The following is an 18126-nucleotide window of genomic DNA, read 5'->3' as shown; positions in this document are numbered from 1 at the left end:
CTCGCTCAGACCGGCTCGCCGAACGCGTACATCGTGTTCTCGCCCGTGACCTCCACGTCGAGGAACTCGCCCGGCTCGACCCCGTAGTCGTCGGCGTGCTGGACGATGATCTGCCGGTAGGCGCCGTCGCGACACTTCACGGAGTCGCCGGTCCCCTCCTCGACGACGAGGACGCGACGCTCGGAGCCGACCATCGACGCGTACGCCTCGCCGACGATCTCCCGCTTGGCGGCGCTCATCTCCTTCGAGCGGTCCTTCTTCGTCTGGCCGCCCAGCCCCTTCATGTCGGCCGCCTCGGTGCCGGGGCGCTTCGAGAAGCGGGTGACGTTCACCTTCTCCGGGCGGACCTCTCGGAGGAGGGCCATCGACTGCTCGTGGTCGTGGTCCGTCTCCGTAGGGAAGCCGACGATGAAGTCCGTCGAGAGGGTCCACTCGTCGAGGCGCTCGTCGAACGTCTCCACGACCTCGAGGAAGCCGTCGACGCGGTGCTGGCGGCGCATGTCCTCGAGCACGTCGTCGCTGCCGGACTGCACCGGGAGGTGGATGAAGTCGTACAGCTTCTCGTTCGTCGCGAACACCTCCGCGAGCTCCTCGCGGATGCCGTGGATGCCGCCGGGGTTCGCCATCCCGACGCGCACGCGGAACTCGCCGTCGATGTCGCAGATGCGGTCGAGCAGCTCGGGGAGCTTCCGCTCCCCCTCGTCCCAGCCGTACACGCCGGTGTCCTGCCCGGTCACGCGGATCTCTTTCGCCCCGGCGTGGACGAGCGCGCGGGCCTTCTCGACGTTCTCGGCGACCGGCGGGGAGTCGATGCGGCCGGTCGCGAACTTCGTGATGCAGTACGAGCAGTTGCTCATGCAGCCGCGGGCGACGGGGAGGATGCCGACCTGCCCGTCGAGCACCGGCGCCGTCCCCTCGACGGGCGTGGGGCACTCGCCGTTCATCACCGCGGTCGGTACGTCCTCCCAGTGGAGCACCCGCGCGTCGACGTCGGCCTCGGCGAACTGCTCGCCCTGCGCGAGCGCCATGCAGCCCGTGACGATGAGGTCGGCCGTCTCCTCGCTCAGTTCCTCGGCGCGGCGCAGCATGTTGCGCTCGGTCTTCTCGACGACCGTGCAGGTGTTGAGGATGGCCACGTCCGCCTCGGCCGGTCCGTCGACGGGGCGGTGGCCGCCGTCCCGGAGCCGGCGCTCGATCTCGCGGCTCTCACCCCGGTTGGACGTACAGCCGTAGGTCTCGATGTGGTACGTCGCCATTCGCTTGGCCACGCTTGCCCGTGCGGGCGGTTAAGCGGCGCGGTCCGGGGGCAGACCGGGAGGGGAAGGACTTTCCTCCGCGCTCGGGACCCGGTACGTGATGCCCTCCAGACGTGACCTGCTCCGAGGCGCCGCCGGCGCCGGTGCCGCCGGACTCGCCGCGACCGCCGGCTGTCTCGGCGTCGTCGACGGCTCGCTCGCGGGCGCGACACCCGGCACGGACGCGGACGCCGACTGGCCGACGCCACGGTACGACGCCCGACGGACCGCTTACAGTCCCGACGCGGTCGCACCACGCGACGGGGCGACCGTCTCCTGGCGGGTGGACGTCGACCACCCCGGACCGCCGGTGATCGCCGACGGCACCGTCGTCGTGTCGAGCTACCCGACGGGCGTCGTCGCGTTCGACGCGGCCTCCGGCGAGCGACGCTGGCGCTACGGCCCGGGAGAGTACCCGGCGTTCGGGGCCCCCACCGTCGCCGACGGAGTCGTGTACGCGCCGTCGACCGACGGGATGGCGGCGCTGGAGCTCGCGTCGGGAACCGAACTGTGGCGCGGCCCGCCGGGGACCCCCGAGGCGACGCCCATCGTCACCGACGAGGGGCGGACCCTGTTCGGCGGCGGTGCCGACGGCCACCTGTACCAACTCGACCCGGCTACGGGAGACGTGACGTGGGAGACCGACCTGTTCGGCCGGATCACGACGCTCGCGGCGAAGATCGACGTGTTCGCGGGCACCCGCGGCGGCGAAGTGTACGCCTTCGACGGCCGATTCGACCCGACGGAGGGGTGGCGCCGCCGCTTCCCCGGCCCGATCGAGGGCGTGACCGCGCACGACAACGGACCGACGGTCACGGCGTTCGGCGCCCCCACGACGATCCTCACCGACTCGGGGGGGACGGGCGAGGTGTTCCGGACCGTCGACGGCGACCGAGCGGCGAGTCGTCCCGTCCTCGTCGGCTCGTGGGTCGTGGCGGCCGGCTACGATGCGATCTCGACGACCCGCAGCTTCGACGGTCACCGGGGGTGGACCGTGAACGGGCGGTTCGACCGGTGTGCACCCGTCGCCGCCGGTGACACCCTGTACGTCGGCGACCCCGACGGTGTCCACGCGTTCGCGCTCTCCGGCGGCGTCGGGGTCGGGGGGTACCGGGTCGGCGCCAAGCGGTGGGCGAAGCAGATCGGGGCGGTCCGCGGGCTCGCCGTCGGCGCCGGCTCGCTCGTGGCGACTGTCGCGCGGGACGACGGCTACGAGGTGGTCGCCCTCGACCCGGTCGACGGCGGGGCGCCGAACGGAGACTGACTGACACGAGAGGGAAAAGGGCTTAGGCCGACCCGGCCAAGCCTCACCCGAACGGATGCCCTCTCGCCGCCGCCTCCTCTCCGGACTCGCCGCCGTCGGAGCGGCCGGACTGGCCGGCTGCGTCGGCGAGGGAGCGACGAGTTTCTCGCCGGGGCGCCAGTCGAACACCGAGTGGCCGCTCCCCGGCCACGGACCCCGGGCGACCAACTACGTCGCCGAGGCGGTCGCGCCGCGGACGCCGCCGACCGAGCGGTGGCGCGTCGAGACCGGGCTGGCGGTCGGGCGACCGGTCGTCGCCGACGGGACGGTGTTCCTCCCGACCGAGGACGGGACGGTGGCGCTCGCGATGCGCGACGGCGGGGAGCGGTGGCGCGGCGGCGACGCGCCGTACGGCGTCGCCGTCGCCGACGGCGTCGCGTTCGTCACCGCGCGCGACGAGCCGCTGGTGACGGCGTACGAGGCCGACACCGGCGAGGTCCGGTGGCGCGCGGAGACGGCCGCCGACTTCGCGACCGCGCCGCTTCCGATCGCCGACGGGAGCGTGGTCGTCGGCGACACGGGCGGCCGCGTCGCCGCGCTGGACCCGCGGTCGGGCGAGCCGGTCTGGACGTTCGAGACGTTCACGGGCGTGTACTCGCTGGCGGCGCGCGACGACCGGGTGTACGTCGGGACGACCGGCGGGGAGGCGTACGAACTCCACGTGGTCGAGTCCGAAGAGGGGGAGGTCAGCGGGGTGCCGCTGTGGCGACGGAAGCTCCCGGGGACGGTGCGGGCCCTGACGGCGACTCGGGACGCGGTGTACGCCTCGACGTTCGGCGGCGGCTTCCTCCGGCTGGCCACCGGGCCGTCGGCCGGTCGCACGGAGTGGCACGCCGCGGGGGCGCCGACTGTCACCGACGCGCTGGTCCGGGCGGGCGGCGTCGTCGCGGGCGCGGGCCCGGACGGCGTCGCGGCGTACGCCGCCGCCGACGGCGCCGAGCGGTGGCGCGCGACGAGCGACCGGAGCGCCCCCGCCTCCCCGTCGGTGGCCGCGGGCGACACGCTGTACGCCGGCGTCGGCGACTCCCTGCGGGCGTACGCGCTCGGCGGCGGCGTCGGCGTCGGGCCGTACCGCGTCGACACCCAGCGCTGGCGGCTCGACCTCCCGGTCCGCGGCGCCGCCGTCGCCGACGGCGCGCTCGTCGTCACCTCCGACGACGTCGCCGACGCGCCCGGCGTCGTGGTGCTGGAGTAGGACGGGACCGCGAGCGGCCGACAGGCCGCCGTCGCGACCGGCCGGCCGCGACGACCGACGGTCGTCGGCTCAGGCGTCGGGGTGGCCCGAGACGATATCGACGCCCGAGGACGCCCCGATCCGGACGGCGCCGGCCTCGAGCATCGCGATCGCCTCCTCGTAGCTGCCGACGCCGCCGCTCGCCTTGACGGGCAGGTACTCGCTCATCAGTTCGACGTCCGCGACGGTCGCGCCGCCGTCGGCGAACCCGGTGGAGGTCTTCACCATCGTGGCGTCGGCGTCGCGGGCGGCCGCACACGCGCGATGGAGTTCGTCGGCGGACAGCAGCGCCGTCTCGACGATCACCTTCACAGGTACCGGGACGGCGGCGACGACCTCGGCGATCTCGGCGGTCACGAGGTCGTCCTCGCCGGCCCGCAGGCGGCCGACGTTGATGACGAGGTCGAGTTCGTCGGCGCCCGAGCGCCAGGCGTCCTCGCCCTCGTCGCGCTTCGCCTCCGGCGTGTTCTGCCCGTGGGGGAAGCCGACGACGGTCGCCAGCGGGACGTCCGGGGCGCGGTCGGCCGCCTCGGCGACGTAACAGGGCGGGATGCAGGCGTTCATCCCGTGGTCGGCGGCCGCGTCGAGCACCGTCTCCACGTCGGCCATGGTGGTCTCCGGGCCGAGGACGGTGTGGTCGACGGTCGCGGCGAACTCCGCGAGGGACAGGGAACGGGGGTCGTCGATGGCGTCGGGTGTGGCCGTGGTCATACCCGTGCGTGGGTCGGGGGCGCGGAAAAGCTACCGAGTGACGACGGTCACGCCTCGCCACGCCCGAGCGTGAGGTACGCCGCCGGGACCGCGACCGCCGAGCCGACCAGCCCGGCGAGGAGCGGCAGCCCACCGGTGGGGTCGGGGGCGAGAACGAACGCCAGCGCCAGCACGACCGGCGCCGCGGCGAGCGCGAGGAGCGCGCGTAGGAGGGGATGCACGGATCGGCTCGGCCGGGCGCGCCACATGAGGGTTGTGGTCGCCCGGGCGTCCGGCCGCCCGTCCGCGCCGATTCCCCCAACGCTTTCACCCGCCGGCCCGGCCGCACGAGCATGCACCCGTCCTCGCCCGCGGCCGCCGTTCCCACGCCGGGGCAGTTGCTCCCGGCGGGATTCGGGCTGCCGCCGCTGCCGTACCTGCTGGCGCTCGCGCTCGCGCTCGCGGGGGTCGCGCTCGCGCTCCGCCGCCGCGACCCCGCCTTCGGTCGCCGCCACGTGTTCGCGCTCGTGCCGTGGATGTGCGTCGGCGCCGCCGGCCACGTGCTGTACGCCCTCGACGCGCTCCCGACCGTCCTCGAGCCGCTGTTCGGGACGCCGTCCGCCTACCTCACGACCGCCGCCCTCGCGGGCGCGACGTGGCTCGCGGCGCTCGCGGCCGGCGGCGACGACGCCCGCGCGCTCGGGGCCGTCGGCCTCGTCGCGGTGGTCCCGGCGGTCGGCGCGGCGGTCGGGGTCGGCCTCGCCGGGGAGCCTGTCGCCGCTGCTCCCCGCGGCCGGCCTCGTCGGCGGGGCGCTCCTCGGCGTCGCCGCCGGCACGGCGCTGGTGCGCGTCGACGAGGGCGCCGCGGCCGCCGGCGCGGTCGCCCCCTCGCGGTGGCCGCCCACGGCGTCGACGCGGTGACGACCGCCGTCGGCGTCGACCTGCTCGGCTTCGGCGAGCGCACGCCCGCCTCCCGGCTGATCCTCGAGTTCGCCGCCGACCTGCCGACGGCGGAGCTGCTCGGGGCCGGCTGGCTGTTCGTGCTCGTGAAGCTCGCGGTCGCGTGCGTCGTCGTCGTCGCGGTCGGCCCGACCGTCCGCGAGGAGCCCCGCTACGGCTACGTCCTGCTCGCGCTCGTCACGGCCGTGGGACTCGGGCCGGGCGTCCACAACGCGATCCTGTTCGCGGTCGCGGCGGTCTGAGGCGCCGACCGGCGACCGACCCCGGACTACTCCGACGTGGCGACGCTCGTCTGCATCCCCTCGGAGTTGTACGCCGCCCCGGCGCCGGCCTCGTCGAGGACGATCACGCCCGCCGACGAGCCGGCGATCTCGCCGAACTCCGCGATGGCGCGGTCGGCGGCCGCCTGCGCGTCCAGCCCCTCCTCGAGGTACCGCACCGCCCGCCGGGTGAGCGTCGCCTTCGCGATGTCCTCGCCGGCGCCGGTCGCGCTGGCGCCGCCCGCGGGCGCACAGAAGAAGCCCGACCCGATCTGGGGACGTCGCCGACGCGCCCCGCCAGCGCGAACCGTCGCCCGCCCGTCGAGGTGCAGGCGGCGAACGCGTCCGTCGCGGGGTCGTGGGCGACGGCGCCGACGGTGTCGTGGCCGCCCCACTTCTCGGCGAGCCACGCGAGGTGGTCCGCCGGACCGCCCGACGGCGGGTCGGCGTCCTCGAACAGCTCGCGCTCGTCGTCGGTGAGCAGGTCGCGCTCCACCTCGACCCCGACGTCGGCGGCGAGGTCGACGGCGTGGACGCCCGAGACGAACACGTGCGGCGTCTCCTCCATGACGACGCGCGCGACGCCGGCGGCGTTGGCGACGCCCGGCATCGACGCGACGGCGCCCGCCTCGCGCTCGTCGGTCATGATCCCCGCGTCCGTGCGGACGATACCGTCCGACTGGACCGCGCCGCCGTAGCCGGCGTTGAATCGGGGCGACTCCTCCAGCACCTCGACCGCGGAGACGACGGCGTCGACCGCCGACGCCTCGCCGGCACCGGTCTCGGCCGCCTCGTCCAGCACCGCCCGTCTGGGCTCCGGTTCGTCGGGGACGCCGCCGGCACCGCCGTGGCAGATGACGCGCATGGACGAACGCGCGGCGTCGCCCCGCATCAATCCACGGAAAGCGGCCGGGGCGCCGGGCTCAGTCGTCGCCGTCGACGCCCGGCGGCGTCGCGTCGTCGCCGCCCCCGCCGAGGTGGCCCGCGACGACGAGGTAGTCGCGCGCGAACACCGCCAGCGACGGGGTGACGACGACGGCGGCGAGGTACTCGACGGTCGCGATCGGCAGCACGGGCGCGAGCGCGACGGCGATGAACGCCATCTGGAGGCCGGCGAGCGGCCGCCGCACCCGGCTGTCGGGCAGGTCGTACACCGCCAGCCCGCGTCGCTCGCGGCGCCACCGGCCGAGTTTGTACAGGTACCGCGCCGCCGACAGCGCGAGGTACCAGACGGGGACGCGCCCCCACGCGACGCCGACCAGCGGCGCGACGAGGAAGCCGAGCGTGTCGATCCCCATGTCCAGTTTCTCCCCGAGCACGGTTCGTCGCCCGGGGCCGCGGGCGAGCGCGCCGTCGACGGCGTCGAGCGCGGCGCCCGCCCCGTACAACAGCGCGGGCGCCCACGCCCACGCGCCGGCCAGCGACCCGGTGAGGAGGAACCCGGCGACGCCGGCGTACAACAGCCCGCGGAACAGCGTCACGCCGTTGGCGACGCCGAGGCTCGCGGCGACGGTTCCGCCGGCGCCGTCGCCCGGTCGGTCGGGTGCCCGGTTGAGGCCGGTTCGCCGCGCGAGGAAGGCGCACTCCCACGCGACGACGACCCCCGCCGACAGGAGCCACGGGCCGGCGACGCCGGGCCCGACTCCGGCCGTGAGCGCGCCCGCGCCCACCGCGACGGCGCCGACGGCGACGGCGGTCCACAGCGCCGCCGGCCGGCGCGAGGGCGGCTCCCCGCGGACGCGCGCGTCGCTCATCGCTCGAACCCCGGGTCCGCGAGGTCGGCCAGCCGCGCGCGTTGGGCGGGAGTCAGGGTCACGCGTGCGGCCGCGAGGTTGTCGACCACGTGGTCGGGGTCGACGCTCGACGGGATGGGGACGACCCCGTCGGCGACGTTCCACGCCAGCACGGTCGCCGCGGGCGAGGCGCCGACCTCGGCGGCGACCTCGCGAACGGCCGGCTCGTCGAGCAGCCCCGGCGCCGACAGCGGGGAGTGGGCCACGACCCGGATCCCCCGCTCGTGACACCACGCGACGAGGTCGCGGCGGGGGGTGTACGGGTGGCGCTCGACCTGCACGAGCGCCGGTTCGATCCCCGTCTCGGCGACCAGCGACCGGAGCCGCTCGAGGCCGACGTTACAGATCCCGATCGTCCGCGTCAGCCCCGCCTCGCGCAGGGCGGCGAGGTCGCGCCAGGTGGCCGCGAGGTCGCGGTCGGCGGTCGCGCGCTCGCCGTCGTCGGTCTCGGGGAACGTCAGCGCCTCCCGCTCGGCGACCGGGCGCTCGGCCAGCTCCCGCAGGGGCTCGGTGTACGCCCACGCGTCGGGCCAGTGGAGCGCGTAGCAGTCGAACGCGTCGAGGCCCAACTCCCCGAGCGAGCCCTCGCACGCCTCCCGCAGGCGGCCGTGGTTCGTGTTCCACGCCTTCCCGAGCACGAACAGCCCCTCGCGGTCGGGCGACCCCGGCGAGGCGAGGAGGTCGCCGATCCGGCGCTCGTTGCCGTACAGTTCCGCGGAGTCGAGGAGCCGGTAGCCAGCGTCCAGCGCCGTGGCGACCGAGTCGACCCGGTCGACGTACGTCCCGTCGCGGTAGCGCGAGCAGCCGAAGCCGACGGGCGGGAGGCGGAGCGCGGCGTCGTCGCGTCGGCCCTCGGGCGGCGGGCGCGTCGCGGGCGCGGCCCGATCGCCGACGGCCCCCGACGGGCCCGCGGCGTCGACGCCCGCGACCGTGCGGCCGGTCCCGTCGGGGTCGGTCGCCTCGGCCTCGACCGCCGCGCAGACGGCGACGACGTGGGCCGCGCGGATCGCGGTGTCGCGCGGGCGGTCGCCGCGCGCGATCTCCCGGGCCAGCGAGGCGGGGCCGTCGAGGTGCGTGCGTTCGCGTCGGGGCCGGGGGTGGGGCGCGGCGACCGACTCGCGCGCGCCGCCGCGGGCGAGCACCGACTCGCGGTCGGCGGCCATCGCGCCCGCGTCCTCGAGGTAGAGGGTGCCGTCGTCGCCGTGGCACTCCAGCGAGTAGAACTCGCGGCTCCGGTGGTCGGCGTACAGGCTCGCCCGCAGGGAGACGACCGGCCCCTCGGCGAACTCGAGCGTCGCCTCGACGTGCGGGGGCGCCTCCGGCCGGCGGGACTCGCGGGCGGGCCACGCGTCGACCGCGTCGGCCGAGCGGACGCGCGCGACCGGGCCGAACCAGTCGACCAACACCGACAGCGGGTAGACGGCGCCGTCGTACAGCGGCCCGACGGCGAGGAACGAGTCCGGGCGCTCGTGCCACTCCGTCACGCGGCCGACGTGGGCGGTCGCGTACACGAGCCCCACGCCGCCGAGGCGGCCGTCCGCGAGGAGGGTCCGCGCGTGCCGCTGGGCGTCACAGTCGGGCGCGAGCGGGGCACAGCCGAGCGCGAGGCCGCGCTCGGCGGCGCGGGCGACGAGGGCCGCGGCCTCGTCGGGGTCGAGCGCGAGCGGCTTCTCCGAGAACACGTGGCGGCCGGCGTCGAGACACGCGCGCGTCACGTCGGCGTGGGCGGCGTGGCTGGTGAGGTTGACGACGAGCGGGGCGTCCTCGGCCGCGAGCATCGCGTCGAGGTCGGCGTAGACGGCGGGGACGACCGCGTCGGCGCCCGCGGCGTCCGCGACGGCGTCGGCGAGGTCGGCCGCGCGCTCGCGCTCGCGGTCGCAGACGGCCGCCAGCGAGAGCGACGAGTCGGGGAGGCCGGCGGCGTACTCCCGTACCACCGCGCCCGCGCCGACGAACAGGCAGTTCACACGGGCGACACACGCCGGGGCGGGATATAACCGGAGGGAGCCGCGTCGGGGGCGGCCGCGGCTCCCGACGGCCGCCGCGGCGCCCCATTCCGTGTGAACCTGTGACGCCCTTGACGGACGATATCGGCGTCGTCGTCGGAGAACGGCAGGCTTTTTCGCTCCCCGTCGGTAGCCGCGGGTAGCCTATGAGCTACGACATCGCCGACCGCCCCGAGGAGGGCGAGGCCATCACCCTCGCCGACGAGGAGACGGGCGAACTCGACGTCCCCGAGAACCCGATCGTCCCGATCATCCACGGCGACGGTATCGGCACCGACGTCGGCCCCGCGGCCCAGAAGGTACTCGACGCCGCCGCCGAGGCGACCGGCCGCTCCATCGCGTGGATGCGCGTGTTCGCCGGCGAGTCCGCCCGCGAGAAGTACGACGAGAACCTCCCCGACGAGACGGTAGAGGCGTTCCGCGAGTTCCGCGTCGGCATCAAGGGCCCGCTGACGACGCCCGTCGGATCCGGGTTCCGCTCGCTCAACGTCGCGCTCCGGAAGACGCTCGACCTGTACGCGAACGTCCGCCCCACCTACCACCTCGACGGCGTCCCCTCCCCGGTGAAGAACCCCGAGGAGATGGACATGATCACGTTCCGCGAGAACACCGAGGACGTGTACGCCGGCATCGAGTGGGAGGCCGGCACCGACGAGGTCGAACAGGTCCGCGAGTTCGTCGAAGACGAGATGGGCTTCGACTCGACCATCCACGACGGCCCGGTCGGCATCGGCGTCAAGCCGATCTCGGAGTTCGGCTCCAAGCGCCTCATCCGGCAGGCGATCGACTACGCGATCAACAACGACCGCGACTCGGTCACCCTCGTCCACAAGGGGAACATCATGAAGTTCACCGAGGCCGCCTTCCGCGACTGGGGCTACGAGCTGGCCGAGGAGGAGTACGGTGACGAGGTCATCACCGAGGACGAGCTGTGGGACGAGTTCGACGGCGAGCAGCCCGACGGCACCGTCGTCGTCAAGGACCGCATCGCCGACAACATGCTCCAGCAGCTCCTCACCCGGACGAGCGACTACTCGGTCATCGCGACGATGAACCTCAACGGCGACTACATGTCCGACGCCGCCGGCGCCCAGATCGGCGGCCTCGGCATCGCGCCCGGCATCAACTTCGGCGAGGGCAAGGCGCTCGCGGAGCCCGTCCACGGCTCGGCGCCCAAGTACGCCGGCGAGGACAAGGTCAACCCGACCGCGATGATCCTCTCGGGCCGCGAGATGCTCGAGTACATGGGCTGGAACGACGCCGCGGACCTCGTCCGCGACGCCGTCGAGGCGCAGATCTCCGAGGGTCGCGTCACGTACGACCTCGAGCGCCAGCGCGAGGGCGCCACGAAGCTCGCGACCTCCGAGTTCGCCGACGAGATCGTCGAGCGCATCCACGACCTCGCGTAAGCGACGACCCGCTCCGGCTCCGATCCCCGTTCTTTCGCCGCGACCGCGCGCCGCCAGCGGCGCGACCCGGCGGCCCGGCGTCCGCGGCCCGCTCGCCCCGCCGACGGGGCGCTTCCGGCGCGCCGGCCGCGTGCCAGCTACCTTATCACGGTCGCGACACAACTACCGGTCGAAGTGACCGACAACGACGATCCCTTCGCGGGGATCCCGGACGACCTGACCGCCGACCTCGACCGCGCAGAACAGATCCTCGCCATCCGCGTCGAGCGGCGCACGTACAACAAGCCGGTCACCGTGATCGAGGGGTTCGACCCCGACGCGGTCGACGTGAAGGCGCTCGGTACCGACATCAAGCGGGCGATGGGCGCCGGCGGCACCGTGGACGACGGCACCATCGAGGTGCAGGGCGACCACGAGACGCGCGTCCGCGAGTTCCTCGTCGAGCGCGGCTTCGAGATCGCGTAACCCCGCACCGGGGCCGTTTCGCGGAACGACCTACCCCCGCAGCGACGCCGCCAGCGTCGCGAGCGCCTCGCGGCCGCCCGGCGAGACCGGGTCGCCGTGGCCCACGCAGGCGGTCGCGAACTCGGGGGCGCGGTCGTCGAGGTCGCGGACGCTGGCGCGGACCGTGTCGGGGTCGTAGCTGATGTACCACGGGGACGCCGCCAACGCGCCGTCGGCCTCGCGCACGAGGTCGCCGAGGAACCCGACCCCCCGGTCCTCGCTCACCCACGCGAGGTGGCCGGGGCCGTGGCCGGGCGTGTGGTAGGCGGTGAAGCTCCCGACGGTGTCGCCGTCGGCGACGCGCTCGACGGGCAGGCCGGGCGGGTCGGTGAACACGCCCGCGACACGCTGGATCAGCGCCTTGTGCGGCCACAGTCCCGGCTTCCGGCTCCCGTCGAGGAACGAGGCGTCCGGGTCGGCGGCGTACACCGGGCAGTCGAGCTCCGCCAGCTTCGCGAGGGCGCCGACGTGGTCGTAGTCGTAGTGGGTGAGCAGGACGCCGTCCACGGCGCGGAGGTCGTAGCCGGCGTTCGAGACGGCCGCACGGATCGCGCCGGCGTCGCCGGGGACGCCCGCGTCGACGAGGTACAGCGGGGCGTCGTGCCCGTCGCCGTCGCGCACGAGGAACGCGTTCGAGGCGCTCCCGTCGACGCGCCACAGCCCGTCGGGCAGGCCCGTCCGGTCGGCTCGGTCGGCGGTCGCGGAGTCGGTAGCCATGGGGAGGTCTACGCGCGCCGGCGGTAAATCCGTGCGGGCGGGGCCGGACGCGCGACGGGACCCGCGTCAGTTCCCGACGATCCGGTCGGCGCACTCGCGGCCGGCGACGACACCGCCGTTCAGGCTGCGCTCGGGGTACTGCGCCGCGCTGGCCATCCCGGCGTAGTAGACGCCGTCGGCGACCTCGTCGGCCAGGTCGTACGGCACGACGAGGTCGAGGTAGCCGCGCTCGTAGATGGGCGCCGCACGGGGCGCGCGCGCGACCCGGAACTGGGAGACGTCGTCGCGGTCGAAGTCGGGGAACATGTCGGCGACGTGGCCGAGCCAGCGGTCCTCGACTGCGTCGTCGTCGGCGGTCGCGAGCCACTCGTCGTCCGACTGGACGTAGCTGGCGACGTACAGCAGGTGGTCGCCGCCGTAGCGCTCGGGCGGCACGAAGTTCGTGTGTTCGATGAGCGCGCCGAACGGGGCGTCGTGGGCGACGTTGAGCCAGTAGGTGTCCGTCAGCGGCTCGTCCATCGTGACGACCGCGCAGACGGCGCCCTGGAAGTCGACGTCGCAGGCGTACCCCGTCAGCTCCTCGAGGACGTTCGGCATCGTCGCGACGACGACGCCGTCGACGGCCTCGGTCCGTTCGGCGCCGTCCTGTGCGACCGTGACCGACGAGACGGCGCCGTCGTCGACGTCGAGGCCGGTGACGCGGGCGTTCGTCTCGATGTGCTCGCGGCCGACGTCGTCGACGAGCGCGTCGATCAGGGGCGCGAAGCCGCCGTCGAAGTAGCCGAGCACCTCCCCGCGCAGGAGGTCGCGCTCGCCGCGGAACTTGATGCGCCCGAGCAGCCACGCGGCGCTGACGTCGTCCTTGCGGGAGCCGAACTTCGCGTCGAGGAGGGGTTCGAAGAAGTTCTCGTACACGCCGCGGGTGGTGTGGTCCAGCAGGAACTCGCGGATCGGGACGTCCTCGAAGTCCGCGAGGTCGTCGTACGTGTCGAACGAGGGGACGCCGCCGCGCACGTCGACCTCCAGCGTGAGCATCCCCAGCCGGAACTTGTCGTACACGCTCATGTGGGGGTACGCGAGGATCTGCCACGGCGTGTCCAGCGGGTGGACGACGCCGTCGACGTAGTAGGCGTTCTTGCCGACGAGCCACTCCAGGCGGTCGCCGACGCCCAACTCCTCGGCCAACGCGACGATCTCCTCCTCGGACTTCGAGAGGTGGTGGTAGAACTGCTCGACGTCGTCGCCCGCGGTCGGGTAGGTGCGCGCGAGGCCCCCCAGCGCCTCGTCGCCGCCGGCCTCGTACACCGTCACCTCGCGCCCGTTCGCGCGCAGGCGGCGGGCGGCGGCGAGCCCCGCGATGCCGCCGCCGACGATAGCGATCATACCCCGGAGTCGGCGACCGCGCGGCAAGTCGCTTGTGGATGGGCGCGGGAACGGCGGGAACGCTGAAACGATTGGAACGCCAACAGGTGTCCGTGTCCGACGACGACATCGCCGTCGAGGTGGAGGTCGAGGTCGAGGTGGACAGCGACGAACTGGAGGCCGAACTGGGCGACGCCGAGGCGTTCGAGGCCGAGTTGACGGCGCCCGGACTGGCGATCGAAGTGGAAGCCGAGGTCGAACGCGCCGGCGACGGGGACGGTGACCGCGGGGACGCCGCCGACGGTGCGCACGGGGACGACGGGACCGCGGAGGGAGACGACGAGCACGGCGGGGACGACGTCGCGACGGACGACGGGACGGACGACGAGACGGACGACGAGGCGTAGTCGTCGCCGCGCCGCGCCCCGCGAACGCGCCTTTTACACCCCGTCGGCACCGAGGCGACGGTATGAGCGAGCCGCGCGTCCCCGGCGGGGACGACGCCGTCGAGTTGCCCTGCGGCGAGACGCGATCGATGTCGGTGTTCGACCTCGGCATGCGCGAGTACGACTGCGCGTGCGGCGCGAGCCACGCGGTCGTCACGGACGTGAACCCCCCCGAGCGCTTCCTCCCCGAGTTCCTCGTCGGGACGCTCCGCGAGGCCGTCGAGACGACCAGCGAGGAGATGCCGGAGTTCGGCACGCCCCACCTCATGGGCATCGTGCTGGAGGAGTTCCCCGAGCAGGTCGTCGCCGAGGACGCCAGCGAGAACCCCGACATGGGGTACTCGATGCTGTGGATCACCGAGTTCGACTCCCGACGCCTCCACGAGATCATCGTCGAGTTGGTGATCGAGCTGATGGAGCACGCGATCAGCCACGCGGACGACTCGACGGCGATGACGCAGTTCGAAGACCAGATGCTCCAGTTCGACGTGAGCGAGTTCGTCGAGCAGTACCGCGCAGAGCGGGACCTCGACGCCGACGACGTGTACGTCTGACCCCTCCCGCGGGCGTCGCACTCGGCGGGGGCCGGACCGGGCGCGCCGCCGGGCGGAGCGTGTTCGGTGCCGTCGTCGACCGCCGACACGGACGACACCCACGATCGCGCCGTGTGTGACAGCGTAGCATTACGAATTTCGTAACTCGGCTACGAATATCGGTGCGTTTCGCCGACCTTATTACGATGACCGAACTCGATAGCGACAATGAGTCAGGACACCGGGGAGGAGGACCGCACCATCCTCCTCATCGGCAGCGGCCCGATCCAGATCGGACAGGCGGCCGAGTTCGACTACTCCGGCGCGCAGGCGTGTCGCGCGCTCCAGGAGGAGGGGGCCCGAGTCGTCCTCGTCAACTCCAACCCCGCGACGATCATGACCGACCCGGAGATGGCCGACAAGGTGTACATCGAGCCCATCACGGTCGACGCCATCAGCGAGGTCATCGAGACGGAGCGCCCCGACGGCGTCATCGCCGGGCTCGGCGGCCAGACGGGACTGAACGTCACCGCCGAGTTGGCCGAGGAGGGCGTCCTCGACGAGTTCGACGTCGACATCATGGGGACGCCGCTGGACACCATCTACGCCACCGAGGACCGCGACCTGTTCCGCAAGCGCATGGAGAACCTCGGCCAGCCGGTGCCCGCGTCGACGACCATCTCGCTGGACGAGGGCGAGACGGTCGCCGAGTTGACCGAGGCGGCGCTCGTCGACCGCGTCGAGGACGCCGTCGACGCCGTCGGCGGCCTCCCCGTCATCGCGCGCACCACCTACACCCTCGGCGGGAGCGGCTCCGGCGTCGTCGACGAGATGGACGAGCTGATCGACCGCGTGCGCACGGGGCTGCGCCTGTCGCGCAACTCGGAGGTGCTCATCACCGAGTCCATCTCCGGGTGGGTCGAGCTGGAGTACGAGGTGATGCGCGACGCCGACAACTCCTGTGTCATCATCTGCAACATGGAGAACCTCGACCCGATGGGCATCCACACGGGCGAGTCCACCGTCGTCACCCCCTCGCAGGTGATCCCCGACGACGGCCACCAGGAGATGCGCGACGCGGCGCTGGAGGTCATCCGCGACCTGGGGATCCAGGGCGGCTGTAACATCCAGTTCGCGTGGCGCGACGACGGCACCCCCGGCGGCGAGTACCGCGTCGTCGAGGTGAACCCCCGCGTCTCCCGTTCCTCGGCGCTGGCGTCGAAGGCGACGGGCTACCCCATCGCCCGCGTCACCGCGAAGGTCGCGCTCGGCAAGCGCCTCCACGAGATCACCAACGAGATCACCGGCGAGACGACCGCCGCGTTCGAGCCGGCCATCGACTACGTCGTGACGAAGGTGCCGCGCTGGCCCATCGACAAGTTCGAGGAGACCGACTTCACGCTCTCGACGGCGATGAAGTCGACCGGCGAGGCGATGGCCATCGGGCGTACCTTCGAGGAGAGCCTGCTGAAGGCGCTGCGCTCCTCCGAGTACGACCCCGCGGTCGACTTCGGCGACCTCGAGGACGACGAACTCACCGAGCGGTACCTCGAACGCCCGAGCCCCGACCGCCCGTACGCGATGTTCGAGGCGTTCGAGCGCGGCTTCGGCGTCGACGAGGTCGTCGAGGCGACCGGCATCTACGAGTGGTACGTCGAGCGCTTCGCGCGCATCGTCGCGGCCAGCAAGGACGTCGTCGACGGCGAGTTCGTCGAGGCCGCGACGGCGGGCTTCACCAACGCCGAGATCAGCGCGCTCGCGGGCAACGTGTTCGAGGACTCCAGCCTCACGTGGCTCCCCGAGACGCGCGGCGCGTGGCGGGAGGCCGCCGAGGTGCCCGCGCCCCACGCCGACGGCGAGGAACTGCCCGTCTCGGCGGCCCGCGCGGGCGTCGGCGAGGTCGAGGCGCAGGTGCCCGGCCGCACGTACAAGCAGGTCGACACCTGCGCCGGCGAGTTCGAGGCGTCGACGCCGTACTACTACTCCTCGCGGAAGCCGGAGTGGTTCTCCGGGCCGTTCGAGGGCGACGCCGCGGGCGGGGAACTCCGCGTCGACCGCGACGCCGAGTCGGTCGTCGTCGTCGGCGGCGGCCCCATCCGCATCGGGCAGGGCGTGGAGTTCGACTACTGCTCGGTCCACGCGGTGCGCGCCCTGCGCGAGCAGGGGATCGAGGCCCACGTCGTCAACAACAACCCCGAGACGGTCTCCACCGACTACGACACCTCGGACGGGCTGTTCTTCGAGCCCATCACCGCCGAGGAGGTCGCCGACGTGATCGAGGCGACCGCGGCCGACGGCGTGATGATCCAGTTCGGCGGGCAGACCTCCGTCGACATCGGCGAACCCCTGCGCGACGAGTTGGAACGCCGCGGCGTCGAGTGCGAGATCATGGGCACCTCCGTCGAGGCGATGGACCTGGCGGAGGACCGCGACCGCTTCAACCGCCTGATGGACGAGCGGGGCATCGCCCAGCCGGAGGGCGGGAGCGCGACCAGCGAGGAAGAGGCGCTCGACCTCGCCCGGGAACTGGGCTACCCGGTGCTGGTCCGTCCGAGCTACGTGCTCGGCGGGCGCGCGATGCGCGTCGTCGACGACGACGAGGAGCTGAAGCGCTACATCGAGGAAGCCGTCCGCGTCTCCCCCGACAAGCCGATCCTCGTCGACGAGTTCCTCGCCGACGCGGTCGAACTCGACGTCGACGCCGTGAGCGACGGCGAGGACGTCGTCGTGGGCGGCATCATGGAGCACATCGAGGCGGCGGGCGTCCACTCGGGCGACTCCGCCTGTGTCATCCCGCCGCGCTCGCTCGACGCCGACACGATGGCGCGGGTCCGCGAGGTGACCGAGGAGATCGCCGACGCGCTCGACACGGTCGGGCTGATGAACGTCCAACTCGCCGTCCGCGACGGCGAGGTGTACGTGCTGGAGGCGAACCCGCGCTCCTCGCGCACCGTCCCGTTCGTCTCGAAGGCGACGGGCGTCCCCATCGCCAAGCTCGCCGCGCGCGTCATGGCCGGCGAGTCGCTCGCCGACATCGACGTCGACGAGTCCGTCCCCGAGCACTTCTCGGTGAAGGAGGTCGTCCTGCCGTTCGACCGCCTGCCGAACTCCGACCCCCGCCTCGGCCCCGAGATGAAGTCGACGGGCGAGGTGATGGGCACCGCGAGCGACTTCGGCGTCGCCTACGGCAAGGCGCTCGACGCCGCCGGCCACGGCCTGCCCGACGGCGGCACCGTCGTGTTCGAGACGGTCGGCGACGCGCTCCCCGCCCCCGACACCGAGGCGTACGAGGAGCTCGTGGCCGGCTTCGGCGACCACTACGACGTCGTCGCCGTCGACGACGTCGAGGAGGCGCTCCGTCGCGGGGAGATCGACCTCCTGATCAGCGACGAGGTGGACGCGCTCCGCTCGGCCGTCGCCGAGGAGGTCGCGTACCTCTCGACGGCCGAGTCCGCCGCGGCGTCGCTGGAGGCGCTGGCCTCCCGCGCGGCCGGCGAGCCGCTCGACGTGTTGGCCGTCTCCGAGCGCCCGCGCCGCACCGAAGCGTGGGGGCGCAGCGAGTAACGCGAGGCCGAGCGAAGCGAGGCCTCGACGAACGCGGCGGCGAGGGCTTC

14 protein-coding genes and 2 pseudogenes are annotated in these 18126 nt (G+C 73.6%); 8 read left to right on the top strand and 8 right to left on the bottom strand.

Translation table 11 applies throughout. The features are described 5' to 3' along the window. Positions 1-5: 5 nt before the first annotated feature. Positions 6-1256, bottom strand: coding sequence for a tRNA (N(6)-L-threonylcarbamoyladenosine(37)-C(2))-methylthiotransferase (locus P0R35_RS07695; protein WP_284011925.1), 1251 nt, complete (start codon positions 1254-1256; stop codon positions 6-8). Positions 1257-1356: 100 nt separating this feature from the next. Between P0R35_RS07695 and P0R35_RS07690 the strand changes: the two genes are divergently transcribed. Both P0R35_RS07690 and P0R35_RS07685 read left to right on the top strand, forming a co-directional pair. After that, positions 1357-2559 carry an outer membrane protein assembly factor BamB family protein gene (locus P0R35_RS07690; RefSeq protein WP_284011924.1) on the top strand — a complete coding sequence of 401 codons (1203 nt, stop codon included), beginning with the start codon at positions 1357-1359 and terminating at the stop codon, positions 2557-2559. 55 nt (positions 2560-2614) lie between these two features. Further along, positions 2615-3793 carry an outer membrane protein assembly factor BamB family protein gene (locus P0R35_RS07685; protein ID WP_284011923.1) on the top strand — a complete coding sequence of 393 codons (1179 nt, stop codon included), beginning with the start codon at positions 2615-2617 and terminating at the stop codon, positions 3791-3793. A gap of 69 nt (positions 3794-3862) precedes the next feature. Here P0R35_RS07685 and deoC read toward each other — a convergent pair whose 3' ends face one another. Both deoC and P0R35_RS07675 read right to left on the bottom strand, forming a co-directional pair. After that, positions 3863-4543 carry a deoxyribose-phosphate aldolase gene (deoC, locus tag P0R35_RS07680; RefSeq protein WP_432765000.1) on the bottom strand — a complete coding sequence of 227 codons (681 nt, stop codon included), beginning with the start codon at positions 4541-4543 and terminating at the stop codon, positions 3863-3865. Positions 4544-4590: 47 nt separating this feature from the next. Further along, entirely contained in the window at positions 4591-4764 is a 174-nt protein-coding gene (locus P0R35_RS07675; protein WP_284011922.1) for a hypothetical protein, read from the bottom strand. A 111-nt stretch (positions 4765-4875) separates the two neighbouring features. Here P0R35_RS07675 and P0R35_RS07670 point away from each other — a divergent pair. After that, a pseudogene (locus tag P0R35_RS07670) lies at positions 4876-5724 on the top strand (DUF63 family protein). 26 nt (positions 5725-5750) lie between these two features. On the opposite strand, the pseudogene P0R35_RS07665 reads toward P0R35_RS07670, so the two are convergent. The 3 genes and pseudogenes from P0R35_RS07665 to P0R35_RS07655 form a co-directional block, all read right to left on the bottom strand. Next, a pseudogene (locus tag P0R35_RS07665) lies at positions 5751-6607 on the bottom strand (isoaspartyl peptidase/L-asparaginase). 58 nt (positions 6608-6665) lie between these two features. Continuing rightward, the gene (locus P0R35_RS07660) at positions 6666-7496 is read right to left on the bottom strand and encodes a CDP-alcohol phosphatidyltransferase family protein (RefSeq protein ID WP_284011919.1); all 831 of its coding nucleotides are present in this window, start codon (positions 7494-7496) and stop codon (positions 6666-6668) included. Further along, positions 7493-9502 carry an aldo/keto reductase gene (locus P0R35_RS07655; RefSeq protein WP_284011918.1) on the bottom strand — a complete coding sequence of 670 codons (2010 nt, stop codon included), beginning with the start codon at positions 9500-9502 and terminating at the stop codon, positions 7493-7495. The genes P0R35_RS07660 and P0R35_RS07655 overlap by 4 nt, the downstream gene beginning before the upstream one ends. 185 nt (positions 9503-9687) lie before the next feature. Between P0R35_RS07655 and icd the strand changes: the two genes are divergently transcribed. Then, the gene (icd, locus tag P0R35_RS07650; RefSeq protein WP_284011916.1) at positions 9688-10950 is read left to right on the top strand and encodes an isocitrate dehydrogenase (NADP(+)); all 1263 of its coding nucleotides are present in this window, start codon (positions 9688-9690) and stop codon (positions 10948-10950) included. Between the two features lie 174 nt (positions 10951-11124). Beyond that, the gene (locus tag P0R35_RS07645; protein WP_284011915.1) at positions 11125-11415 is read left to right on the top strand and encodes an SUI1 family translation initiation factor; all 291 of its coding nucleotides are present in this window, start codon (positions 11125-11127) and stop codon (positions 11413-11415) included. 30 nt (positions 11416-11445) lie between these two features. Here P0R35_RS07645 and P0R35_RS07640 read toward each other — a convergent pair whose 3' ends face one another. Together P0R35_RS07640 and P0R35_RS07635 are read right to left on the bottom strand one after the other, a co-directional pair. Further along, positions 11446-12171: an MBL fold metallo-hydrolase gene (locus tag P0R35_RS07640; protein WP_284011914.1), complete on the bottom strand. Its 726-nt coding sequence runs from the start codon at positions 12169-12171 to the stop codon at positions 11446-11448. Between the two features lie 66 nt (positions 12172-12237). After that, positions 12238-13554: an NAD(P)/FAD-dependent oxidoreductase gene (locus P0R35_RS07635; protein WP_284011912.1), complete on the bottom strand. Its 1317-nt coding sequence runs from the start codon at positions 13552-13554 to the stop codon at positions 12238-12240. 92 nt (positions 13555-13646) lie between these two features. Here P0R35_RS07635 and P0R35_RS07630 point away from each other — a divergent pair, with 92 nt between their 5' ends. The 3 genes from P0R35_RS07630 (at position 13647) to carB (ending at position 18076) form a co-directional block, all read left to right on the top strand. Beyond that, complete coding sequence (locus tag P0R35_RS07630; RefSeq protein WP_284011910.1) at positions 13647-13940, top strand: hypothetical protein; 294 nt, start codon at positions 13647-13649, stop codon at positions 13938-13940. Between the two features lie 62 nt (positions 13941-14002). Further along, complete coding sequence (locus P0R35_RS07625; RefSeq protein WP_284011909.1) at positions 14003-14533, top strand: DUF5815 family protein; 531 nt, start codon at positions 14003-14005, stop codon at positions 14531-14533. A gap of 207 nt (positions 14534-14740) precedes the next feature. After that, positions 14741-18076 carry a carbamoyl-phosphate synthase large subunit gene (gene carB / locus P0R35_RS07620; protein WP_284011908.1) on the top strand — a complete coding sequence of 1112 codons (3336 nt, stop codon included), beginning with the start codon at positions 14741-14743 and terminating at the stop codon, positions 18074-18076. Positions 18077-18126 lie beyond the last annotated feature (50 nt).

This window comes from Halobaculum litoreum, assembly GCF_030127125.1.
In the GTDB taxonomy this organism is placed as follows: Archaea; Halobacteriota; Halobacteria; order Halobacteriales; family Haloferacaceae; genus Halobaculum; species Halobaculum litoreum.
Note: the sequence above shows the minus strand (reverse complement) of the source record. Positions and strands in the feature narration are given on the sequence as shown.